This is a genomic window from Candidatus Accumulibacter phosphatis (assembly GCF_012939955.1).
GTDB lineage: Bacteria > Pseudomonadota > Gammaproteobacteria > Burkholderiales > Rhodocyclaceae > Accumulibacter > Accumulibacter delftensis.
In genome coordinates, this window is the sequence record NZ_SPMY01000048.1 from 1 (window position 1) to 22,596 (window position 22,596).

Sequence of the window (22,596 nt, forward strand, 5' to 3'; positions counted from 1 at the left end):
GGTTACTGACAGCACGATGCTAGAACGTTAGCAGCAGGTAATAAGTCTCAATCCCTTTGATTTCAGGGCTGGTTACTGACATGCACGCAGTTCCCACGGGCGCGCAACGCGAACGTCTCAATCCCTTTGATTTCAGGGCTGGTTACTGACTGCACCTACAGATTTAATTCTTGTGTTTCAGACACTTGGCGCTGGCAGTCGCGGGGTTTGTCGAGGCTGTCAGAGGTGTCTTCGTGGCGGTCCCGGGCCAACTGGTATTGGCCGAGCCCGAAGCTTGCTTCCTTGCCGACATGCAGCCATTCTCCGAGTTGCAGGAAAGGGGCGAACGGTGCCAGGGGACCTTCGAGTCGCCAGGTGCCGATGACGCCACCGAGACTCATTTTCTGCTTTTGCCGGGACGAAAAGCGGGTCCAGTCAAGCCAGGTCAGACGCTTCTCTTCGCGGATCAGTGCAGCGGCAGTGCTGAGCGTCGCAAAGTCACTGGCCAGCGGGCCGTGAGCATGGAATTCGGCGAGCAGGCTCGCACGCCGGGTCAAGGCCATGAGCAGCGTGCGCGCCTGCAGTTTGTCGGGGGGCAGCGCGCGGCCGTTGTGCTGCAGGCGCAGCGGTGTTTCAAAGTGGAGCACGGCGGCGCCGGGCGTCGCGCTGTCGTCCGTGCCTTTCAGGACAACCGTCTGCGCATGCGTAGCGATCGTTCCGATTTCAGGGCGGTGAATCTCGTGCTCGCCGGCATCACCGCAATGGATGACGCGGCGCAGATCCGCCGTTCCGTCGCCGGCGCCGACGCCGCGCGCGAACGCGCGTCGCCAGGCCAGGATGATCAGCGGCAGTTCCTGCAGCGCCTTGCCGATCAGCACCTGGTGGAAGATCAGCGTTTCCCCTTCGGCGAGCACGCGGCTGCCCCATGCCGGCGGTTCGATGACGTAGGGCACCGGAAGCTGCGAGAACTGCTGCAGGCGGTGACTGGTCGGCGGGGGCGGCGCGAAGACGGCTGGATACGGGCAGGAAGCGATCAGCGGGCAAGCGGCGCAATCCTTCTGCCGGGTCATGCACGCAAGTTGGCGCAGCGCGTGGCCGAAAGCGCCACGCAGCATCGAGCCGGCGTAGTCAGGCAGACGAATCGGCTGCCTGACCTCGAATTCGAATCGGTAGCGGGCGACCGGGAAAGAGCTTGTCGTGTTCATGGCGCACGCAATGCCGACAATTTGAGTTTCTTGCGCTCGTCCTTGAGCTCGACCTTGACCACTTTCGGCAGCCATTGTTCGATCGCGTCGGCGACCGCCATTCGCTCCTCATGGGTCCAGGCGACGGCATCCCGCGCGAGTGTCCTCGCCGCGTTGTGGCACACGGCGTTGGCGTTTTCCTTGTTGCCGCGCAGTTGCTCGGCACGCGCGGCGAAATCGGCAATGAATTCTTCGACACGGCGGCGATTCGGGCTCATCTCGGCCAAAGCGCGAGCGTGGGCTTGCCGAGCTTCTACCTCGGCGCGGGCCGCCGCTTCCTCGGTTCGCTTGCGGCTGGCGAGCACGGCTGCGGCGGCAGCCCGCCGTTCGGCCTTCTCCTCAAGTAGCAGCAGGCGTTCCTGGTGTGCTTCGCGCAGCGGCCGGCTGTGCGCCGCGAGCCTCTGGCGGACGGCATCGGAAAGGTGGCGATGGGGGGCGTCGCAGGCGTCGACCCACAGCCAGCCAAAAGGCAGCAAGCCGTGGTCACCGGCCCTTGTGAGGCTGGCGTAGCGTTTTTCGGTACTATTCGCGCGAAAGTCGAACTGTTGCTTGCCGTCGACGCGTGCACCGAGAATCTTGATGCTGCGCACGCCGCCAAGGGTGACTGATTCAGCGCCCGAGTGACGGCCGACACGGAGCAGGAAGCCCTGCCGTGCCTTGATCAGGTCGCCGAGCTCTTCGCCGAGCAGGTGACTGATCATTTGTCGCCACTGCTGGTCGAGTCGCTGGCTGAGCACAGGATGATCCAGTTCTTCCTCCAGCTGCGGCCGGTAGAAGCCGTTGCAGGCATCGCACAGGGCATCCCACAGAATCGTCGCCCCAGGAGCAAAACGCATCTCGCCGAGGAAAGCGGCGGGCAGCGCCTCGGGGATCGTTTCGAGAAACACTTTCAGTTCTGGCGAAGGGCGTTCATCGGCACGGGGCGGGCGCTTCTTTTTGCTGATCGCGTAGAGAACACGTGTTGGCGGTGGCGTGCTCTCTTCCGCGGGGTGGGCATCAGCGAGGGCCAGCTTGCGAAAGGGGTCATTTTCGAACTTGCCGGCAGCGTACTTCAGCAGACGCTGTTCGAGGTTCTGCGATGCGCGTCGCTTGTCTGCCTTTTCTGCGGAGTTGAGCGGCAAGTCGGCGTTCAAGTGGTTGAGCCAGGCGGTGCGAATACTGCCTTTGAGCGAACTGCCAGGCAGGTAGGGCGTACCGTCCACCGGTCTGAAGGCGGTACGGGCCAGCTGAAAACTGTTGTACGTCGCTTCGCCGCTTGGGTCGCGTTGTGTCGGCCGACCTGCTTTTTCTGCGTATTCGCGGGCGAGCGCCTCGGCCACCACCACTTGCTGGCGTGACAGGTCGGCAAAGCGCGCCGCCGAGTCACGGAAAAAAGCGCTGGATGGCGCCGACCGGCTCGTGCTGCTGCGCGGCCAGCGCGGCAAGCCGTTTGTGCTCGGCGTCGCTCAGCGCGAGCGACAGGTCGGCGGGTTCGAGGACATGCAGCAGACCCGCGTGGATGACGAAGCCACTCGGCTCATAGACATCGCCGCAACCGATATGGAGCGGCGATAGCGTCGAGATAGCCAGCGTGCGGCGATCGTTGCGTACCTGGGTAGTCACGGGGCAGGCTCCAGAGCAAGGGGGACAATGGGGGCATAAGCCTGATGTACGGTGGCGGCTTCGGCCTTCGACAGTAGCCCCGCGCCACCGATGCCCTGGCCGATAAACAAACGGGCAGCAGCAAGACCGCCAGCGGGTACCAGAACGGCGCCGGTGGCGGCCAGAAGTACCGGTGTCTTGAACGGATGGGCGCTGAGCGCCAGCGCGTTGCCATGGCGACCGAAGCGCGTGAGTACGCGCCAGTAGCTCTCGCTGCCGACAAAGCCCTGACCTTGCGGCGCACACGGTGCCAGCGTCCACCAGGCATTCGCAGCGGCGGGGGCGGTGAAGGCCGCCGCTTCAATGTTTTGCAAGCTGAACTTGCCGAGGCCGACACTGGCATCGCGGCCAAAGCCGCCGCTGCCGAGCGCGGTCAGTAGCGAGCCCGCCTCGTCGGCGCTGACACGCTCACTGTCGAGGACCAGGTAGACGTCGATGCGCTGCTCCTTGGCGTGGAAGGTCTGGGTCACAGAGTAGGGTGCGAAAGCTCCTTCGCCGGTGGTGCCGCTCAGACGGTTGAGCGTGTTGTGTGCCTGCACGCTTTGCTGTGGCGGCTTGCCGGCGTAGGCTTGCTGGTCATTGACGGCGCCTGCCAGTTGCTCGGCGAGAGCTTTGCCGGTTCGGTCGACGGGTAGCCAGTGCCGCTTCCTTGCCGCCTTGCGCTGGGCTGGATCGGCAACGGGCGCTGAAAAATGCTGCGGCAAGGTTGGTCGCGGCAGGTAGCCCGCCGGGAAGCCGTCGGAGACTACCAGCCAGGGACGGCCGCTGGTATAGCCGTCCAGGCGGCGGCCAAGTTCGGCCTCGCCGGCGGCTTCGCGCAGCGCCCAGCAGAGCTGACCGAACAGCGTGTCACCGGCCAGGGGCGTGCCGAGCGCCGTGTGCAGCGCCAGTGTGGCGCGATGAAGGGTGTGCGACATGACTCAGGCAGCCGTGGCGAAGGGTTGCAGAGTATCGAAGTCGGCCTGGATCGACTGCCCGTCGAGCGCCAGCCCGCTGAGAGCAAGCTTGCCGTAGCCGCGCGAGCCGGAGCCACCCAGGCTGTCCAGTTCGAGCAGTTTCAGTCCACGCAGCAGCAGCGGCAGCAGGTCCTCGTTGTCGATCACTTTCAGCGACAAGCGGAAGTCGAACTCGGCGCCAGCGATTACGCGCTCGGTGAAGCGTGGGTTTTCGGCAACACCGGCGATGCGGTTGATCGAGTTCTCGCTCTTGGCTTCGGTGCTCAGGAGGTTGCGGGCACGGATTCCTTCCACCCAGTCACCGTTCAGCGCGCAGTCCCAGAACGCACTGCGTGTCGGGCCGATCTGCTTGACCAGATCGTCGACCTCGCCGCCCGGCGCGCCACCGAACAAGCGCAGCAGATCGCGCGCCTCGGGTCTGTCGTGTTTGGCGAGGTGTTGAAACGAGAACGGATATCCGTTCGCTGGCGTCACCAGTCCGAGCTGCCATTCGAGCAGCGAGCGGATCTTGCCTTTCAGGGACGAGCCGGGGATGTAGGGCTGACCGTTAAGCGGGCTCTTGACGACCGGATTGTCGGTGCCGCCGATGCGCATTTCGGTGTCGCCAGCGCCAATATGCAGACCGGTCTTGAGGATCAGAGTGGCGGTGATTTGCTTGATTCGGGTGAGTTGCATGGTTTGTGCTCCGTGGCAGGTCAGGGACGAAGTGCCTTGAGAAATCCGAGGACGGCTTCGAAGTGAAGGCGAAAGTGGTCGAGGGCCCTGGCGCTGGTCGTGGCCTTGAGACATCCGCGAAACCACGTCTCGAATTCGCCATCGACCAGACCGCGCCCCTTGGCGTAGGCAACCTTGGCGTTGAGCATTCGAATGAAGGCGAGGTATTGCTCAAACTTGCCGTCGTCACCGGCGATACGTTCCTGCCAGCCGACCAGCTCGTCATAGAAGCGGCGAATCTGCGTCGATTTGTTCAGATGGCGAGCGGCCTGAGCGAGCCGGTTGGCGACCCGCTCGGCCTCTTCATTGAAGAGCTCGGCATCGGGTGGAAAGCTGGCCAGATTGATGGACATCGTTGCTTCTCCTTTTTGGTATCGTGTGTCATGTGCATTTCATTGTCAGCTGCGGCAAGCTTGCCGTAGCCGCTTGCCGATTACTCGCGCTGCCGGTAGAGCAGTACCGACAGCGGCAGGCGGTAGGCGCCCTTGTGCGTGCCCAGGGCGCCGCCGATTTCGCGGATGGCGTCCCGCAGTAGCTGTTCGCGGCGCGTGCGCGCGGCCTCGTCGCCCTTGACCCGGTCGCGAAAGAAGCGCGTCAGGCGGTAATGAAGCTGCGAGCGCCAGATGGCGTCTTCCGGCCGCGTGCTTTCGGCGCGGTCGGCCAATTGCAACAGTGCGTAGGCCAGGCCGCTGGAGAAGGTCGCACCGTGACTGTCGGCTCGCGCCATCAGATCTTCAAGGGCGGCCCGACGCTCTACCATCAGTGTCTGCCAGTCCGCCCAGCCGACGCTGCGCTGCCAGAGACTCACCGCGTTCTTGCCGGGACGGGCCTTGGCAGCGCTTAGTGCCGTTGCGGTGGAACGGCCGAGCTGGCGGATCGGCGTCTTTGGCTGCGTCATGGACAGCCCGGCCGAGAAGCTGATGTGCGGGTTGGCGACGTAGGCTGCGAACTTCTCGCGCAAGATGGTTGCGAGCGCGAGGGTCGACTCCCAGGGGCCGATCAGGAAGAAATCGTCGCCACCGGCAAAGACGGTGTAGGTATTGCGGTAGCGCGGGACGCCGTTCTCGTCATGGCCGTGCTCGCAGAACCACGGCAGCCAGAGGGCGAAGAAAGCGTTGATCTGCCGCGAAAGAGAGGCCATCTTGGCGAAGGTCGGCTTCTCGAGGCCGCGCTGGAAGAGGCTGCCCAGGTCATCGATGTCGCCCTTGATGGTGACCAGGGCGATCTCTCCCTGCCAACGTTCCCCAGCAGTCAGGCGGCGATCCTCGCAGGCGATGTGATGCAGCGTCTTGATGGTGGCAGAACGCAGCGGGTCGCCGTCGGTTTCGCGCGCGAAATCCTCTTCACCCTGCCACTTGCCGTACTTGCCGGCGGTCTGGACATCGCTGGCGGCGAAGCGCGGCACGTAGCTGTTGACGAAGCGTCTGGCGTAGCCGCGCCAGAGCGTGCCGTCGGCTTCGGCGGCGTCGAAGTCCCAGACGCGCAACAGCGTCCCGTTGCGCGCGAGTTCGCCGTACTTGCCCGATTCCTCGCCGCTGCGGACGATCGCCAGGCGATAGCCGAAATAGTCGAGGCCGAGGACCGGCAGCGTGCTGGCGTCGCGGGCGACGAGCAGCCGCGCGTCGCGAGTCAGTTGCTCGCCAATCCGAATCTGGTCGTCAGCAAGCTTCGACAAGGAATAGCCGCGCTTAGCCGATGCCTCGCCATCGGCCGGGTGACGGCCGTTAATGGCGCAGACGCCGAGCGTATTGTCGAAGCTGTCGAGAAAACCGTCGAAAGCTGTCGTCGCCTTGTCGGCGCAGAGATCGAAGCGCTGGTGTTTGGCGGTGTCGAGCGCTGCGAACAGACGTTTGGTCAGGTCGCCGAAGCGACCGCTCGCGAAGTCGTTGCACGAAGCCGGCGTGCTGGCGAGGCCGACGCCGATCTCGCCGTAGGTGTGCGCCAGGCACCAATCGTTGAGCTCCTGCCGACAGTGGCTGACGGCAGCATGTGCTGTGGCGGTGTTCGGCGCGACGATCAGGAACTTGCCGGCGGCATTGATGATCTGCGCCGTCGGGGGTAGTTCGAGTGCTTCGAGCAGCTTCAAGGCGGCGCATTCGGCGAGCAGGGAAACCTGGAAGGAACGGCCACGCAGCAACTTGTGGGCGTTCTTCTGCGTTGCGCCGCCTTCGGCAAAGATGAAGTCCTGGATGCCGAAGAAGTCACCCTGGACGAGCAGGAACTTCGCGGCGGACCAGCCGTCGCGCAACGCACGCACGCTGCGCAGCTCTTCATCACTCTGCTCGTGGTGCCAGCGCCAGAGCGCCGTGGCCAGCGCGGCGGTGGCCTTGCTGTGATCGTAGAGCGAGACTTCCGGCTTGGTACCGAAAGCGGTTGCCGCGGGGATGGCGTGCGTGATCGTCAGCCACAGGCTGTCGAAGTGGTCCAACCACAAGGGCAGGGTGCTGACGTGAGCTTTTGGGATGTGGCGAATTCCGGCGAGTAGCGCTTCCCACAGCGTCAGGTACTCGGCGCGCGCAGCGGCGTTGTCGCGCGGGGTGCACGCGTCGGCGCGCTGCGGAAAGATGCTCGCCGGCGCCAGCGGCCGCAGCGCGTAGCGCCATTCGAGCTCGCCTTCAATGATCGGGCCGCGGCCGATCTGCTCGAAGAGTGTCAGCAGACGCGCGCGGTAGTGGTTCTCGCGTTCTTTCTTGTTGTTGTACTCGCTATCAAACTTGTCGCGTTCGAAGCCCGAGGCCACGCGATCTGCGGTGGCGACGATCCACTGCAGGAAGGTGTCCGGCCGATGGTGCGCGCTGGCGGCGTTGACCGCCGAGTCGGTGGCGTTGTCGTCGGTCGCCGTCGAGAATGGCGGCGCGTCGCGGCGAAGATCGGGGAAATGTCCCGTCGCTTCGAGTTCGTCCCAGGCGAGGCCGGTGTAGGCGGCGTGGATATGGCTGTGATAGCCACGCCGCGGGTCGCTGCCCTCCTGGTGCCAGGGGCAATAGAGCGTGCGATGCGCATCGAGGCGACCGTGATGATCGATGCCGGCGCGCTCGGCGAGCTTGCCGACGTCGTGCAGGAAGGCGGCCAAGGCGACGCGTGCGGATTGTTCGAGAAGCTTCATGAGGGTCGGGGCTCCTGGTCAGGGCTGGAAGAGGTCTTTGCGCAGAGACTTGAGTGCGGCGCGCAGAGCACTCTCGTCGTCGAGCGTCCGCGCTTCCTGCCCAGCACGCGGGCGAACGCCGTGCGCCATGGCGTTGCGCAGGTTTTCGAGTTCCCTGAACGCCGGCTGCGCCTCCCTGGCGCTGCTCCTGGCCTCATCACGTTCCCTGAACTCGTTGGGGTTGACGCGGCGTACATTGCATGCCCCGGTGACAAAGGCCTCGTACATGAAGGTGGCCGCGCGCAGGTAATCGCCGCGCTCACGGTAGGCGTCGGCAAGCGTCAGCTCCCAATCGTTGCGCATCGGCGCACGAAACCAGCTGATGCGTTTGGCGAGCGTCTCGCCGAACAGCTCGCCGAGGGGACCGCGATGCGCTTCGACCGAGGGAAAAACGCTGTTCAGCTTTTCGCGCGCTTTCACCGGGTTGTTGGTTCGTTCAAAATAGGCGGCGCGTGCCAGCAGGTCGGCGCGACCTTTTTCCATGCCATCGGCGGCGAGCAGTGGCGAGAAGGCGCCGTAGTCGCCGTCCTTGTCGTAGCTGGCCAGGGCATCCACCCAGTCGAGCATCGCCAGCAGGCCGCCGAGCCGCAGCACCGGCGTTTCGCCTTCCGGCGTCGTCATCTCAAAGGCGCCGTAATAGAGTTCCTGGACCTTGACGCCGACGACGCGGGCCAGGTAGCGTGCGGCGACCAGCGCGAGCATCGGCAGGTGGCGAAAGCCGTGCGTGACGTCGATGTACAGCTCTTCTGCGGGGGGGCACGACAGCGGCCAGCAGGCGCAGGATCCCGGCCTGTTCGGCGGCGTCTCGCGCATAGGGAATAAGCAGGCAGTCGACCGCTACGCCGAGGCGTTCACTGAGTTGCCGGCGCGGTAGCTCCAGCATGTCTTGGTCGACCTCACCGGTTTCGACAGCCGCCATCAGTTGCAGCACGGCCTCGTCGTCGGCACCCTCGCGATGAAAGAAGACGTCCCACATGCTGCTCGCCGTGCCGACGAGCACCAGGCGATCGGGCTTGAGGTATTCGGCCAGGGCCAGGCCAAAGAAGGGCACGCGGCGCGAAAAGCCATCGTCGAAACGATAGTTGGCCGTGCGGTAGCCGGTCTGCGGGTCAGCCTGGCCTTTCCCGAGAAAACTGATCAGTGTGCTCATGTCGGCATCCGGGCAGGGTGGCGGGCGGTGCTGGTGGTGGCGTTCATCTTCGTTTTCCTTGCTATTCCGGATGGCAGTTTATGCCAGATCCCATTCGACATTAGGGGAGTTTTCGATCTCGCCGTAAGCGACCGCCGTCGGACGCAGGCCGAGGCTGTAGCGACGTGGACGGCTGCCACCGTCGCTGATCAGGTAGGCCTCGGCGGCGGGGCCGAGCTCGCGCCTGAGGATCTTCTTGAGTTTCGACAGGTGCGCCGAGAAGTAACCGCCGTCCATGCCTTTGCGCAGGGCGCGTTCGGTCTCGTCGAGGTCTTTCATCGGCCCGGCGATCCAGCGCAACTCAACCAGATAGCGATTTTTCCAGTCGCTGTCGGGGAGTTCCTTGGCCGGCGCCGGCAATGGCTCTTCGCCGTGCTGCGCGCGACGGGCGAAGACGCTGAGCAGGGCGAGTTCGGCCGGCGGCAAGGAAAAGACTTTGCCGCCGGCCGCGACGCGGCGTGTCGCCAGGTCAATCTGCAGTCGTGCCGGCGCGAGGGCGCTGCGGGCTGCTGCGACGGTTTCGTTGTAGCTGGCGAGGCCAGTGAGCAGCGCTTCGGGCAGGCCGTGGCGCAGGCTGACGAAAGGCAGTTCGGCGAGGGTCACTTGCGCCTGTGCGCTGTCGACCAGGCGGCCACCGGGCATCTCAATGACCCGGCTCGATGGCGTCGGGTAGTAGAAGCCAATGCTGGACTCGAAAGGCTCGGAGACCAGGACATGTGACAACTGGTCCTGCGGGCGGCCGTAGAGCGACAGCGCATAGCCGACAAAAAAGCCCATGGTCTTGCGCCCGCCGGCGATCGACACGTGCAGCGCGCAGTCGGGGTCGGCGGTGAACTGGCGGATGAGGGCGGTGATGCCGTCGGCGGCGCGGCGGTTGTCGGCCGGCGAGCGGATGTCGTCGAGTGGCTTGCCGTCAGCGCCTTCCAGAACATGGATGGTGTCGCGAGTGAAGCGGATCGCCGGTAGCGCGTAGTCGTGGCAGAGGCGGTGGAACCAGCCCGGTTCGTCGGAGAGCAGTGCCAGGCGTGCTTTCTCGGCGCCGCTGCGCGTGGTGATCAGATGCACTTCGGTGGGGATGAACGCGGCGCCCGATGGCGCAACGGCGAGCGCGTACAGGGTCTCGGTGACAATTTGTGGCGAGAGGCCGGTGACGGCGACGAGAATGCGGCGTGGGTATGCGTGGGGGCTTTCGGTGGTCGTGAGCATGGCTTCGGCTGGGCGGTGGTTGGACTGGCGACCATTGTGCGTGCTTCTGTCTGCTCGGCGGCGGATGGCAAGCTTGCGATGCGGCGAGGATCGCCTCTGACGGGCGGCACTGCAGGGCTACCGGCCCTCGATCCATCGGACTTCCATTCCTGTCTGCGTTGCCGAAGGTCTCGTCAATAATGCAGCAGCGCTACAGCCGCCGACGCGTCGTTGCGTCATTGCGCGGAGGTGTCGCCAACGGGCTCTGCGGAGGTTTGGCTCTGCGGCTTGTCGAGGCGCCGGAAAGGCAGTGAGAGGATGGCACTGGATTGCCGCGTCGGCTGCGCCTCCTCGCAATGACGGTGGGTGTGGGAGGGGGGCCGGGACGGGAATAGGGAGGCGGTAACGTGAGCCAGGCAAGCATCGGCCGTGCTGCACGTTGACCTTGCAGACAAGGGCTTACGCGGCCGCTCCTCTAGTCAAGGGTCGTTCTGTCATCGCCATTCCTGGACCTGCCCACCGCGGCTGGCCTGCGAAACACGGCAAGCATGGAAGGGCAAGGCCTGCGCTCGACGCTTTCACGGCCGCCGCAGCTTTTCCCGCAGCCACCTGCCAAGGCGTGAGGGGTGGAGAGTGGCACGGACAAGCCGGGTACTCGGGTGCTTGGGGTCGATTTCGCACATCAGATCATAGGATCTTTGCGCCAGCTCCTGCTTGCCCTGGGCATGAAAGTAGCGCGCGAGAATACTCTGGAAGCCCAATACCTCGGACAGGTGGAAGCGCACACGATCGGGGTAGAGCAGTCTGAGATCGAGTTTGTGCTCGAAGATCTCGGCGATCCTGGCCGTTTCGCCGCGACTCAGGCAGTCCTCGGCCCAGGCGATGCGGCCGAACAGGTAATCGGGGAAACGCTGCACCGTCTCCTCCCTGACGCGCGCGGCTTCGGCGTGCTCGCCCATGTTGTGGCAAGCGGCGTACAGGTAGTTGTACAGCTGGGCAATGTCGGGATACTGCTCGATGAGGACGCGCACCTCGGCCAGCGCTTCCCGTGGTCGGCTCTTCAATACTTTCGGGTAGAGGGCGTTGATCCGTTCCTGCACCTCGGCGGGCAGTCGGTCGAAGGCGGCGTCGGGGATGGGCTGGTCGGTGATTTCGTAGCTGCACACGGTCAGCGGCCCTGTCACTTCGCCGCTAAGCTCGGCGTTGCCAGCGGTCAGGAAGTGGAAGCCCTTGGCACCCAGGCGGCGGGTCAGGGTTTCCAGGATGTGCCGCGACTGCGCTGGCGTGTCTTCAGGCCCGCTTACGTACAGTGGCTTGTCGTCCTTGCCGTAGGTGTAGCGCTGCGCACACGTGGCGGCGTCGATGTTCCCGAAGAGGGCGGCGGCACGGGCGTAGTCGGCATGCGGGGCGAAGCCCAGATCGCGGGCGTAGGCGACCGCGCCCTCGATCAGCTTGCGCAGGCAGCCGGGATCGATCGCTTCGAGGTTGAGGCGCTGCGCGAAGGCCGCCCATTCGTCTGCTGAGAGGATGCCGGAGCGGGCCCTCTTGACGCCCAGGCAGTAGACGTCCACCACAAACGTGGCCATGGCCACCTGGCCGTTGGGCAGCTTGCGCGCCAGGGCGAGCATGCCGATGCCCTTGGCGAACAGGTTTTTGGTCGCCAGAGCCGCATGGATCGGCAGCAGCGGCGCCGGCGGCAGCGGCTGCTGCGGCACAGGCTTGCGGGCGGCGTGGCTTTTGCGCTTCCTGGCGAGCATTTTCTGCCGGCGTTTTTCGTCGACGGTCATCGTCTTATCGCTCGCCGGCACGCGTTGCCGGGCAGGCCGGAATGCGCACAGCGTGCTGCGCACTGTCAGTGCGAGGGGCCAAGCCTAGTACCCTAGTACACGTTGAGCACACGCATGCCGAACTGCTTGCCGCCGGGGTGATCGAGGATGCGGATGCTTGCCTGGCGCGGGACGAAGCCGCGCGGTATCGGCAGGCTGCCGTGGGCGATTTCGTAGTCGCCGACTTTGATGGCAACCGGATCGAGCGCAATCGTCGTTTCGGTGCCGCCGGCTGTCTTGCCGGCGATGTGCAATTGCATCACGCCGGCAAAGGGGGCGCCTTTCGCTTTGGTCCGTGTGAATACCATGTCATAGCCGAGCTTGTCTTCGTCGACCTTGAAGCGCGCGGCACGAATCCCGACAATGCCGTCGCGCGGGTCAGACGGCAGCGCGGCGAGCAAGGCCTCGACATGCTCACGCTGCCTGCCAAGATCGGCATGGTTGGCAGCGAGTTCGCCAGCCATGCGCGTCTGCGTGGCAAGGGCGTCTTCAAGCTGCTTATTGGCCTGCGCCAGGTCGGCGGCGAGACGCGAACGCTCCTGTTCTGCGGTATCCATGGCCGCGCGCAGCTGACTGGCCTCGGCCGCTGAGAGCTGCGGCGGCAGCAGTTGGTGCTGCGCGTAGAACAAAGCGCCGGCGCCGATCGCGATGCCGAAAAGCAGCAGCCACAGCCAGTTCGGGATCAGCTTGCGCGAGCGGCGCGATTCATAGCGATCGAAGACAACGGGTTTGGATCGTCCGAACATTGATTCTCGAATTCTCGAATTCTTGCATTCTTGCGTTAATGTGAAAGTCGCGCAAGCGACTCACGAAACTCCCTTCTCCCTTGCGGGAGAAGGGGCAGGGGAAGAGGGAAACGGTGATGACTTTCATGATTTGGGGTGTCTCCACGTGTCATGACCGTTAATGTGAAAGTGGCACAGGCGCCTCAGGGAACTCCTGTCTCCCCTTGCGCCAGCAGGGCCAGGGCGCGCACCACGGTGCCCCGCAGACCCTGCCGATGAACCCGCTATCGATCACTTCCCGGGCCTCGAAGGACTTGAAATCCAACAAAACCGACGAGAGTGTATGAGCTTCGACCAAGAGGCGTCAATCTCTCGGATATGTAAAGTGGCCGCGGCGGATGATCCAGAGGTTTGGCTTTTTGCGTTGTCACCATGTCCATGCGGCGGGAAATGGTGAGACGATGGAACTGGATTGCTGCCACGTCGGCTGCGCCTCCTCGCCATGACCTGCGGGCTGGTGTGGCGGCGCATACGGTCCGCTTGCGCTTGTCGTGGCGGGTTTCGGCCGATTACATTGATGACCAGCACCAAAACTGCCAGGGCTGCCATGACCATTCTTCCCGTTAGCATCATCGGCGTTCCCACCGACGTCGGCGCCGGAACGCCGGGGGCCCGCATGGGGCCGGAAGCCTTGCGCGTTGCCGGCATTGTCGCGGCCATCGCCCACTTTGGTGTCGAGGTCAGGGACTGCGGCAACTTGGGCGGCCCAAGCAATCCCGATCTGCCGGCGGTCAATGGCTTCCGCCACATGCACGAAGTCGTGGCCTGGAACCGCAGCGTGCACGCTGCGGTTTACGCCGAGCTGCAGGACGGGCGGCTGCCGATCATGCTCGGCGGCGACCACTGTCTGGCCATCGGTTCGATCAGCGCCGTCGCCCGGCATTGCCGCGAGAATGGACGCCAGCTGCGGGTGCTGTGGTTCGACGCGCACGCCGATTTCAACACCGCCATCATGACTCCCAGCGGCAACCTTCACGGCATGCCGGGCGCTTTCCTGTGTGGTTACGGTCCATCGCCACTGACCGAAATCGGCGGCCAGGTACCGGCCCTGTTGCCGCGAGACATTCGCCAGATCGGCATCCGTAGTGTCGACGACGGTGAAAAGCGTTTCCTGGCTGAAATCGGGATTGAGGTCTTCGACATGCGCTATGTCGACGAGGTCGGCATGCGCGAAACCATGGAGCAGGCGCTCGCGGGCGTTGGTTCGGAAACGCACCTGCATGTCAGCCTCGACGTCGATTTCCTCGACCCTGAAATTGCGCCGGGAGTGGGTACCACGGTACGCGGTGGTCCGACCTATCGCGAGGCGCAGCTGTGCATGGAAATGATTGCCGATACCGGGCGGCTTCGCTCGCTCGATATTGTTGAACTCAACCCGGCGCTCGACCTGCGCAACATGACCGCAGAACTGGCCGTCGATCTGGTCGAGAGCCTGTTTGGCAAGAGCACCCTGATGCGCCTGCACCGGTAGCTCAGGGGCGGGAGGAGGGCGTTGCCGGCGGGAATCTGTCGCGCGGGGGCGGTGTTTCGCTCGGCTGGCTCGGGTCGCTTGTCTTGACAGTGGTGCTGGCACAGCAAAGGAGAAGACAGATGAATACGAAGACGAGATCTCGAAATCCTGGCCTGCTGCGGGCCTCCGTGACTTTCTCAGCGGCCTGCACAGGGCGGCAGCTGCTCGACTGGATTGAGTTGTAAGAAGTGAAGATCTCACGCGACTGTTACAAGTATCCCGGCCATGCCTTGCCGTCGGGACATTTTTTTCCACCAATTGGGCGATTGCTGGGCGGCGATCGTTTTCGCTGCTGACCGGGCGAGCGTGATCGTCGCTGGAGCGGGCCGGCAACGGGTGAAATGACGGATAATCGTGAGCTTTCCGGCGGAGCTTGGTCGCCTTGCTGCCTGCGCTTCTCCTGAGTTCAAGGCTTTCCAATGGCGTCGCGTGCGAGCGCGCAACGCCTGACAACTAACGACGTTTCGGAGAACATACATGTTGACTTGCCGGCAGGTCACCCAATTGCTGTCCGAAGGGCAGGAGCGCCAGCTGACGGTCGGCGAAGGCCTGCGCCTGCGGGTGCATCTGGTGATGTGCCAGGGTTGCGCCAATTTCAAGAAGCAGATGAGCTTCTTGCATGCGGCCTGCCGTCGATTCGTCGTCGAGCCGGCAAGCAAAGAGCGTGGCGAGTAGTTTCCGACGGTTCTGCCGCTCTTGGCGTGATGAGCGATGAGTGATGGTTGCGCCGGGCGCACCCCCTTGCTGTCGCTGATTCTGCCGGTGCTCAACGAAGCGACGACGGTCGTCGCGCAATTGACGAAGCTGCAGGTGCTGCGTGCCCGCGGTGCCGAGCTGCTGGTGGTTGATGGTGGCAGCAACGATGGCACGGCGGCGCTGGCGGCGGCCGGCGCCGACCGGCTGCTCGACGCGCCGCGCGGGCGAGCGCTGCAGATGAACGCCGGTGCGCGGGCCAGTCGCGGCGAAGTGCTGCTCTTCGTGCATGCCGATACGACGCTACCGCCTGACGCCGACGCGCTGATTCGTGCGGCGATTGCCGGCGGCGCGGTGTGGGGACGCTTCGACGTTTCTATCGATAGCCGCCATCCCCTGCTGCCGCTCGTCGCGGCGATGATGAACTGGCGCTCACGCTGGACCGGGATCGCCACCGGCGATCAGGCGATGTTCGTCCGCCGCGATGCTTTCCTGGCGGTTGGCGCTTTTCCGGAAGTGGCGCTGATGGAGGACATCGCGCTTTCCAGGCGGCTCAAAGCTGTCGCGCGACCGGCGTGTTTGCGCGCTCGCGTGCGTACCTCGGGGCGGCGCTGGGAGCAGCATGGCGTGCTGCGCACCATCGTCCTGATGTGGCGCTTGCGGGCGAGCTATTTTTTTGGCGCCGACCCGCAGCAGTTGGCCGTTCGCTATGGCTATTCTCCGCGCCAGCCCTGAGCTGCCGGCGCTGGCCGTTTTTGCGCGTGCGCCGCAGGCCGGCGCCGCCAAGACGCGGCTGATTCCGGCCCTCGGCGCCGCCGGTGCGGCACGCTTGCAGCGCCGGCTGACCCTGCACGCGCTGGCGGTGGCCAGGCGTGCGGCCTTGGGTGGCGTCAGCTTGTGGGTTGCACCGGACGGCCAGCACCGCTTTTTTCGTGCCCTTCGTCGGTGCTGTGGAATCGAGTGTCGCGAGCAGTTCGGCGACGACCTCGGCGCTCGCATGGCGGCGGCTTTTGCCGCCCACGCCGGGCCGCTGTTATTGATCGGAACAGACTGTCCGGCACTGCAGTCGGAGCATCTCGCGGCGGCGGCCAGGGCGCTGAGTGACGAGCAGGCTGGCGGCAATGATGCGGTCTTCATTCCGGCTGAAGACGGCGGCTACGTGCTGCTTGGCTTGCGTTGCCCGCAGCCCGGCCTCTTTGAAGGCGTCGATTGGGGCAGCGAACGGGTCATGGCCCAGACGCGGCAGCGCCTGTTGGCGCTGGGCCTGCGCTGGTGCGAGCTGCCGGCTCTCTGGGACGTCGATCGGCCGGCCGATCTGACACGGCTGGCGACGCTTCCAGGTTTCGGGGCCAACAAAACTGATCGCCGCGCTGACCGCTGACGCCAGGCGCCAGCAACAACAGTTACCTGCTGCTGCTGGCGGTCGGGCGTCAGATCACCCGCTATTGCACCTGTTGAATACCGGCCAGTAGCCAGCCGCCCTTGCCTTGCCGCGGCTTGACGAGATGCCATACCTCGTCGATGGGCTCGGCGGCCGCGTCCTGCTCTTCACGAATCAGGCCGGAGAAACGGACGCTGACCACGTAGCGGTTGGCCTCTTCTGCGACGTCGAGCACTTCGGCTTCGATGGTCACCACGTCGGTTTCCTGCGGTTCGTTACCGCGCTCGGCGATGGTCATGCTGATCTCGGCAAACATTTCGGGAGTGGTGAACTCGCGGATGTCGTCGAGGTTGGCGGCATCATTGGCGGCCTGCAGTCGAATGAAGCTGACTTTGGCGTTGCGCACGAAGCCGGCGGCGTCGAAGTCAAGCGGGATGTTGCCACTGCTCGCGACGGGCGCTGCCGCTGCCGAAGCGGAGGCTGCACCAGCGAGAGCCGTTGCTACAGGCGTAGCTGGGGCGGCAGAGCTGCCGGAAAAGGATGCGTCGGTCGCCGCGGCGGGCTGCAGCGGTGATTCGCTGCGGCTGCGATTGGTCGCCCCGCTGGCGGGGCCGGCCGCAGCGTATTGCAGGCCGCCCGGAGCACCCAAGCCGGCCTGTCGGGCGGCGGCGCGGCGACGCATGATGAAGCCGATGACCAGTACCACGGCCATCACCAGCAGGCCCATCATCAGCATTGAGGCCATTTCCTCGCCGAAGCCGAGGTGCGAAGCCAGGGCCGCGAGTCCGAGGCCGGCGGCGAGACCGGCGAGCGGACCCATCCACGAACGTTTGGGTTGTGCAGCCGCCGCTGCCGTGGCATTGGCCGCGCCCGGTGCTGCGGCGGCAGACTTGTTGGTGGTCGTCGAGTCGCGCTGCATGCCCGAGGATTTGCCAGCGCCGAGGCGCTTGCCAGCGGCGTCGGCATCGCCGACGGTCAGTGTCAAGCCGAGAGCCAGAACGGCTGCCAGCAAGGAGAAGGTTTTCATGGTCGTCCTCTGAAGTCCCGATTGGAGAGCGGCAAGCATAGACCGACGAAATTCTGCAGAAAAGCAGAAATCTTTATAAAGATACATCGAAAATCCCGAAGTGTTCGCGCACCCGGCCGTGTTTGCCGACGGCGCCCGGCGAGGTAGCAGCGCCCGCTTGTTGGCGAGGCTCAGGAGGCATCCCCGGACGACCGTGGGCGTGCCCGTGAGCGTGCCGGTTGAACTGGCGTCTCGGCGGCAGCTTTACTACTGGTTTTTGCGGAGCGCCGTGGGGCGCGTTTGATGGCGCCGAAAACCTTGTCGCGCGCCTCCTGAATGACGGCGACGATTGCCGGATGACTCAGGCGCCGCTCGGTAGTGATCGCGAACAGCTGTTCGGCGATCGAGTCGATACGACCGATGGCCTGCACGCGATACTGATCGCTGACGTAGGCGGCGATCGCCGTCGGTGCGACGAAGAGACCGGCTCCGGCCTGGCCGAATGACTTGAGCAGCGCGCTGTCGTCGAATTCGCCGACGATGTGCGGGTGCAGGCGGCTGGCTTCGAACCACTGTTCAAGGCGCAAGCGGATCGCCACGTCGTCGCCGGGCATCAGAAAGGGCGCGCCGTTGAGCAATGCCGGAAAGCTGCCATTCAGGGTGTCGAGCAAGCCGGGTGCGGCGAAGACGGTGAGGTCGCTTTCGCCGAGTGGGTGGCTGTAGCCGCGCACGTTCAGGTTCGCCGGCATTGGTCGGTCGGCGATCACCATGTCCAGGCGATGCACGGCGAGGTCGGCGAGCAATCCGGTCAGGCGTCCTTCACGACAGATCAGGCGTACTGCCTCCGGCAGGTGCAGCACCGGTTCCACGAGCCGCAGGGCGACCGACTTGGCCACCGAATCGGCAATTCCCACGGCGAAGGGCAGGCTCTGGGTCATCGTCTGGTCACGAGCAACCTCCAGCAACTCATCACCAATGGCGAATATCTCTTCGGCGTAGCTGAGGATGCGCCGCCCGGCGCCGGTGAGTTCCAGGCCGCGGCCGACGCGGCGAAACAACTCGACGCCGAGTGATCCTTCCAGCTCGCGCAACTGGCCGCTGACTGCCTGCGGCGTCAGGTGCAGTTGTTCGCAGGCGCGAGCGATGGCGCCGCACTTGGCGACCATCCAAAAGTAACGCAGGTGCTTGTAATTGAGCGAAGCCATGAGTGTCCGTAAAAAATAGGCAGGCAAGACGGGCAAGAAAAACAGGCAAGATAAAATGATCTATCGAGACAGTATATTCGATTGGTCGGATGTCTCGGCATATCCTAGACTGCCTCTTCCGATCAACGCAAGAGAGGAGACAAGCATGCATATCGACACCCAAGCCAGGGGCTTCGAGCTCAGCCCGGAAGTGCGCGATCACGTCCAGCGGCGCCTGGGCTTCTCGATCGACTGGGCATACGACCGCGTCAATAGTGTCTTGGTTGTTCTATCCGATATCAACGGGCCGCGCGGCGGCAAGGACAAACGCTGCCGCATTCAGGTCGCCGTTGCCGGCGCGGCCGACGTGCGCATCGATGACACCCAGGCCGATCTCTACCTGGCCATCGATCGCGCTGTCGATCGTGCCGGGCGGGCGCTGGCCCGCCAGGTAGCGCGGCAACGCCAGCGGCAGCCTGGCCGCAGCAGGGACGCCCGCGCGGCTTTGGCCGTGGGTGTGCCGCCGGCAGAGGCCACTACAACGACCGTTTGAGCCGCCTGCGGCGTACCCGCAGCGGCTTGAAATCTTTTCCCAACAGGAGTTCAGAATGAGTACCTTCAATATCCAACCTGCGGCCCGTACCGCAACGAGCAGTGGCCAGTCGGTCATGGCCACCAATACGGTGATTCGCAACACCTACCTGCTGCTGTCGATGACGCTGCTGTTCGCTGCGCTCACCGCCGGCGTCTCGGTGGCCCTGAAGCTGCCGCATCCCGGGTTGATCGTCACCCTGGTCGGCTACTTTGCTCTGCTCTTCCTCACCAACCGGCTGCGCGACAGTGGCTGGGGCGTAGCCTCGGTGTTCGCCCTGACCGGCTTCATGGGTTACACCCTGGGGCCGATCATCGGTCATTACCTCGGCCTGGCCAATGGCGGCCAGACGGTGATGATGGCCATGGCCGGCACGGCGACGATCTTCGTCGGTTTGTCGGGCTATGCGTTGACGACGCGCAAGGACTTCAGCTTCATGGGCGGGTTCCTGATGGTCGGCGTGCTGCTCGCTTTCCTGGCCGGGCTGGGGGCGATCTTCTTCGAGATTCCGGCCCTGTCGCTGACCGTCTCGGCGGCCTTCGTGTTGTTGATGTCGGGTCTGATCCTCTACGAAACCTCGAACATCATCCACGGTGGCGAAACCAACTACGTAATGGCCACGGTGACCTTGTTCGTCGCCATCTTCAACCTCTTCACCAGCCTGCTGCACCTGCTGGGTTTCATGAACGGTGACGATTGAGTCGGTCGCCGGTTTTGACCTGCGCTGTGACTGACTGAAGAGGCTTTGCTAGCGCTTTTTGGTAGCGTTTCTCGACGGCGGCAACAGCGCTGCATTGCCGTCCGGCAGGGCCGGTGGTCACCGGCCCTGCCGCCTGGCTGGCCATCATGGGCGGCCAGCCAGGCGGCCACGAGTGCGTTGGGGTGGGGCAAAGTTCGCTATAATCCGCTGCGAACCGTTCTCATCTTCACCTCTTCACGCTACCACAGGCAGGCCCCAGGGAGCCTCTCCCATGCGCAACGAATCGCTGACCCCGGAGGCCATTCCGGATTCGCTGGTCGGCTTCACTCCGCCGACTTCACCGGCCAGCTCGCGGCATGCCGACGGAACGCTGGTGGACAAGTACGGCCGGCACGTGACCTATGTTCGCCTGTCGATTACCGACCGTTGCGACTTCCGTTGCTGCTACTGCATGGCCGAGGAAATGACTTTCCTGCCGCGGGCGCAGGTGCTGACGCTCGAGGAATGCCTGCGCCTGGCCAGTACCTTTGTCGATCTCGGCGTGACCAAACTGCGCGTCACCGGCGGTGAGCCGCTGGTTCGTCAGAACGTCGTCTGGTTGCTCGAACGACTCGCCGTGCTGCCCGGTTTGAAGGAGCTGGTGATGACCACCAACGGCTCGCAGCTCGATCGCTTTGCGCCGGCCCTGCTGGCTGCAGGCGTGAAACGCCTCAACATCAGTCTCGACACCCTGCGTGCCGAGCGCTTCAAGGCGATCACGCGCGTCGGCGAGCTGGCCAAGGTGCTGCGCGGTCTCGATGCTGCTCAGGCGGCCGGTTTCCAGCGCCTCAAGCTGAACACGGTGATGATGCGTGGCACCAACGACGATGAGTTCCCGGAGATGGTCGAGTTTGCCGTCGCGCGGGAGATCGATATTTCCTTCATCGAGGAAATGCCGCTCGGCGAAATCGGCCATGGTCGCCAATCGACCTACATCAGCAGCGAGGAAGCAATGGCGCAACTGGCGGAGCGTTTCGTGCTGCTGCCGTCGACCGAAAGCTCGGGTGGACCGGCGCGCTACTGGCGCATTCCGGGAAGCTCGACGCGCGTCGGCTTCATCTCCCCGCACAGCCACAATTTCTGCGACAGCTGCAACCGCGTGCGCATTACCGCGCGCGGCGAACTCTACCCCTGCCTGGGCAACAACGACGCCAGCCATTTGCTGCCGCTGCTGCGCGCGCATCCGACCGACGACCGCCCGCTGCGCGCGGCGATCGTCCAGAGCATGGGTATCAAGGCCAAAGGCCACGACTTCAGCAATCAGATGAACGCCCCGCAGGTGGTGCGCTTCATGTCCATGACCGGTGGCTGAGCGCTGCTGGCTGAAGGAAGTCTGCGTAGTCCGTAGTCCGTATGGAGCCATCGCTGCTCGCCAACCCGTCACTTCTCACCCTCTTTCAAGGCGAGTCGCCATGAGTCTCACTGCCCGTTTCAGCTGCCTGAGCGATTACGATCCCGACGCGCTGTCGGTCGAGCAGGCGCGTGCCTTCATTCGCAGCCAGCTCACCCCGGTGCGTACCCAGGAGCGAGTGGCGCTACGCAGCGCCCTGGGTCGCGTGCTGGCCAGCGACGTGATCGCGCCTTTCAATGTCCCGGTCCACGACAACTCGGCAATGGACGGTTACGCGCTGCGCCACGCCGATCTCGCGGGCAGCGGCGAGACGCGCCTGCGCGTGATCGGCACGGCGCTGGCCGGCAAGGTTTTCGCGGGCTCCGTCGGCACCGCTGAATGCGTGCGCATCATGACCGGCGCGCTGCCGCCGGCAGGATGCGACACCGTCGTCATCCAGGAGGTGGTCAAGCTCGACGGCGATCAGGTCATCGTCCCGGCCGGGCAGCGCGCCGGACAGAATATCCGCCTGGCGGGCGAGGACCTGGCTGCCGGCAAGCCGGCGCTCGCCGCCGGGCGCTTGATCCGCCCGGCAGAACTCGGCCTGATGGCGTCGCTCGGCTGTGCCGAGGTCAGTGTTTACCGCCGTCTGCGCGTCGCTTTCTTCTCGACCGGCGACGAGCTGTGCTCGATCGGTACGCCGCTCGCCGACGGCGAAATCTATGACAGCAACCGCTACACGATTTTCGGCATGCTCACTCGCCTCGGCTGCGAGGTGCTCGACCTCGGTGTCGTCGGCGACGATCCCGCGACTCTCGAAGCAGCCTTCCGCGACGCCGCCGCCGCGGCCGACGTGGTCATCACCAGCGGTGGCGTTTCGGTCGGCGAGGCCGATTTCGTCAAGCCGCTGATGGCGCAGCTCGGCGAAGTGCTGTTCTGGAAGATCGCCATGAAACCCGGCCGCCCGATGGCTTTCGGCCGCCTCGGCTCGCGCGGCGGCGGCGGTGATGGCGGTGATGAGCACGCGGCCTGGCTGTTCGGCCTGCCGGGAAATCCGGTCGCGGTGATGGCGGCTTTCTACCAGTTCGTCCGCGACGCGCTGCAGGCGCTGATGGGCGCCGATCCGCTGCCCGGCGTGCCGCTGCTGCCGGCGGTGAGCAGTGTGGCGATGAAAAAAGCCCCTGGTCGCACCGAGTTCCAGCGTGGCGTTCTCGGCCACGCGGATGGGAAATGGAGCGTCCGCCCGGCCGGTGCCCAGGGCTCCGGCGTCCTGCGCTCGATGTCCGAAGCCAATTGCTTCATCGTCCTCGAGCATGAGCGGGGCTCGGTCGCTGTCGGTGATGCGGTGCACGTGCAGCTCTTTGACGGGCTGGTCTGAAGCGCGCCGTCCCTGCTGAGCTTCCCGGGAAACCGGACACCGGGAAATCGGGGAGAGTGAAGTACAGGCTTTCGCCTGCCCTCCACTCTCCCCTATTCTCCTCACTTCCTCGCCTGGCT

The 22,596-nt window shown here is 64.7% G+C and carries 22 protein-coding genes; 8 read left to right on the top strand and 14 right to left on the bottom strand.

The features are described from left to right. Positions 1–155: 155 nt before the first annotated feature. The 12 genes from cas6 to E4Q23_RS16515 form a co-directional block, all read right to left on the bottom strand. On the bottom strand, positions 156–1,184 hold the full coding sequence (gene cas6 / locus E4Q23_RS16465; RefSeq protein ID WP_169067645.1) for a CRISPR system precrRNA processing endoribonuclease RAMP protein Cas6: 1,029 nt from the start codon (positions 1,182–1,184) through the stop codon (positions 156–158). Next, positions 1,181–2,647: an RAMP superfamily CRISPR-associated protein gene (locus tag E4Q23_RS16470; RefSeq protein ID WP_169067646.1), complete on the bottom strand. Its 1,467-nt coding sequence runs from the start codon at positions 2,645–2,647 to the stop codon at positions 1,181–1,183. The genes cas6 and E4Q23_RS16470 overlap by 4 nt, the downstream gene beginning before the upstream one ends. Beyond that, positions 2,586–2,825 carry a hypothetical protein gene (locus E4Q23_RS16475; RefSeq protein WP_169067647.1) on the bottom strand — a complete coding sequence of 80 codons (240 nt, stop codon included), beginning with the start codon at positions 2,823–2,825 and terminating at the stop codon, positions 2,586–2,588. Before E4Q23_RS16475 ends, E4Q23_RS16470 begins: the two co-directional genes overlap by 62 nt. Continuing rightward, on the bottom strand, positions 2,822–3,781 hold the full coding sequence (csm4, locus tag E4Q23_RS16480) for a type III-A CRISPR-associated RAMP protein Csm4 (protein ID WP_169067648.1): 960 nt from the start codon (positions 3,779–3,781) through the stop codon (positions 2,822–2,824). The genes E4Q23_RS16475 and csm4 overlap by 4 nt, the downstream gene beginning before the upstream one ends. 3 nt (positions 3,782–3,784) lie before the next feature. Next, the gene (gene csm3, locus E4Q23_RS16485) at positions 3,785–4,495 is read right to left on the bottom strand and encodes a type III-A CRISPR-associated RAMP protein Csm3 (RefSeq protein WP_169067649.1); all 711 of its coding nucleotides are present in this window, start codon (positions 4,493–4,495) and stop codon (positions 3,785–3,787) included. Positions 4,496–4,515: 20 nt separating this feature from the next. Further along, positions 4,516–4,887 carry a type III-A CRISPR-associated protein Csm2 gene (gene csm2 / locus E4Q23_RS16490; RefSeq protein WP_169067650.1) on the bottom strand — a complete coding sequence of 124 codons (372 nt, stop codon included), beginning with the start codon at positions 4,885–4,887 and terminating at the stop codon, positions 4,516–4,518. A gap of 80 nt (positions 4,888–4,967) precedes the next feature. After that, positions 4,968–7,640 carry a type III-A CRISPR-associated protein Cas10/Csm1 gene (gene cas10, locus E4Q23_RS16495; protein WP_169067651.1) on the bottom strand — a complete coding sequence of 891 codons (2,673 nt, stop codon included), beginning with the start codon at positions 7,638–7,640 and terminating at the stop codon, positions 4,968–4,970. Positions 7,641–7,658: 18 nt separating this feature from the next. Continuing rightward, on the bottom strand, positions 7,659–8,420 hold the full coding sequence (gene csx2, locus E4Q23_RS24100) for a TIGR02221 family CRISPR-associated protein (RefSeq protein WP_423753358.1): 762 nt from the start codon (positions 8,418–8,420) through the stop codon (positions 7,659–7,661). Continuing rightward, positions 8,302–8,829 (bottom strand): TIGR02221 family CRISPR-associated protein, encoded by a 528-nt coding sequence (gene csx2 / locus E4Q23_RS24105; protein ID WP_248595519.1) that lies wholly within the window; start codon positions 8,827–8,829, stop codon positions 8,302–8,304. Before csx2 (E4Q23_RS24105) ends, csx2 (E4Q23_RS24100) begins: the two co-directional genes overlap by 119 nt. A 78-nt stretch (positions 8,830–8,907) precedes the next feature. Then, positions 8,908–10,074: a CRISPR-associated ring nuclease Csm6 gene (csm6, locus tag E4Q23_RS16505; RefSeq protein WP_169067652.1), complete on the bottom strand. Its 1,167-nt coding sequence runs from the start codon at positions 10,072–10,074 to the stop codon at positions 8,908–8,910. A gap of 557 nt (positions 10,075–10,631) precedes the next feature. Beyond that, on the bottom strand, positions 10,632–11,840 hold the full coding sequence (locus E4Q23_RS16510) for a hypothetical protein (RefSeq protein WP_169067653.1): 1,209 nt from the start codon (positions 11,838–11,840) through the stop codon (positions 10,632–10,634). 92 nt (positions 11,841–11,932) lie between these two features. Next, positions 11,933–12,625 carry a hypothetical protein gene (locus tag E4Q23_RS16515; RefSeq protein WP_169067654.1) on the bottom strand — a complete coding sequence of 231 codons (693 nt, stop codon included), beginning with the start codon at positions 12,623–12,625 and terminating at the stop codon, positions 11,933–11,935. 586 nt (positions 12,626–13,211) lie between these two features. Between E4Q23_RS16515 and rocF the strand changes: the two genes are divergently transcribed. From rocF to E4Q23_RS16535, 4 genes are all read left to right on the top strand, one after another. Beyond that, positions 13,212–14,135, top strand: a complete 924-nt coding sequence (gene rocF, locus E4Q23_RS16520) for an arginase (RefSeq protein ID WP_169067691.1) — start codon at positions 13,212–13,214, stop codon at positions 14,133–14,135. Between the two features lie 516 nt (positions 14,136–14,651). Beyond that, a complete protein-coding gene (locus E4Q23_RS16525) occupies positions 14,652–14,849 on the top strand; it encodes a zf-HC2 domain-containing protein (protein WP_169067655.1) in 198 nt (65 codons plus the stop codon). A gap of 36 nt (positions 14,850–14,885) precedes the next feature. Further along, positions 14,886–15,602: a TIGR04283 family arsenosugar biosynthesis glycosyltransferase gene (locus E4Q23_RS16530; protein ID WP_169067656.1), complete on the top strand. Its 717-nt coding sequence runs from the start codon at positions 14,886–14,888 to the stop codon at positions 15,600–15,602. Next, the gene (locus E4Q23_RS16535) at positions 15,577–16,248 is read left to right on the top strand and encodes a TIGR04282 family arsenosugar biosynthesis glycosyltransferase (protein WP_169067657.1); all 672 of its coding nucleotides are present in this window, start codon (positions 15,577–15,579) and stop codon (positions 16,246–16,248) included. Before E4Q23_RS16530 ends, E4Q23_RS16535 begins: the two co-directional genes overlap by 26 nt. A 61-nt stretch (positions 16,249–16,309) precedes the next feature. On the opposite strand, the gene E4Q23_RS16540 is transcribed toward E4Q23_RS16535, so the two are convergent. Together E4Q23_RS16540 and nhaR are read right to left on the bottom strand one after the other, a co-directional pair. Beyond that, positions 16,310–17,275, bottom strand: a complete 966-nt coding sequence (locus E4Q23_RS16540) for a Tim44 domain-containing protein (protein WP_169067658.1) — start codon at positions 17,273–17,275, stop codon at positions 16,310–16,312. 170 nt (positions 17,276–17,445) lie between these two features. Further along, positions 17,446–18,459: a transcriptional activator NhaR gene (gene nhaR / locus E4Q23_RS16545; protein WP_169067659.1), complete on the bottom strand. Its 1,014-nt coding sequence runs from the start codon at positions 18,457–18,459 to the stop codon at positions 17,446–17,448. 145 nt (positions 18,460–18,604) lie between these two features. Between nhaR and E4Q23_RS16550 the strand changes: the two genes are divergently transcribed. The 4 genes from E4Q23_RS16550 to glp all read left to right on the top strand — a co-directional run bounded on the left by E4Q23_RS16550 (position 18,605) and on the right by glp (position 22,477). Continuing rightward, complete coding sequence (locus E4Q23_RS16550; protein ID WP_169067660.1) at positions 18,605–18,991, top strand: HPF/RaiA family ribosome-associated protein; 387 nt, start codon at positions 18,605–18,607, stop codon at positions 18,989–18,991. A gap of 55 nt (positions 18,992–19,046) precedes the next feature. Next, positions 19,047–19,730, top strand: coding sequence for a Bax inhibitor-1/YccA family protein (locus E4Q23_RS16555; RefSeq protein WP_169067661.1), 684 nt, complete (start codon positions 19,047–19,049; stop codon positions 19,728–19,730). 271 nt (positions 19,731–20,001) lie between these two features. Continuing rightward, positions 20,002–21,081, top strand: coding sequence for a GTP 3',8-cyclase MoaA (moaA, locus tag E4Q23_RS16560; RefSeq protein WP_169067662.1), 1,080 nt, complete (start codon positions 20,002–20,004; stop codon positions 21,079–21,081). A gap of 100 nt (positions 21,082–21,181) precedes the next feature. Further along, positions 21,182–22,477, top strand: a complete 1,296-nt coding sequence (gene glp / locus E4Q23_RS16565) for a gephyrin-like molybdotransferase Glp (RefSeq protein ID WP_169067663.1) — start codon at positions 21,182–21,184, stop codon at positions 22,475–22,477. The last annotated feature ends 119 nt before the right edge of the window (positions 22,478–22,596 follow it).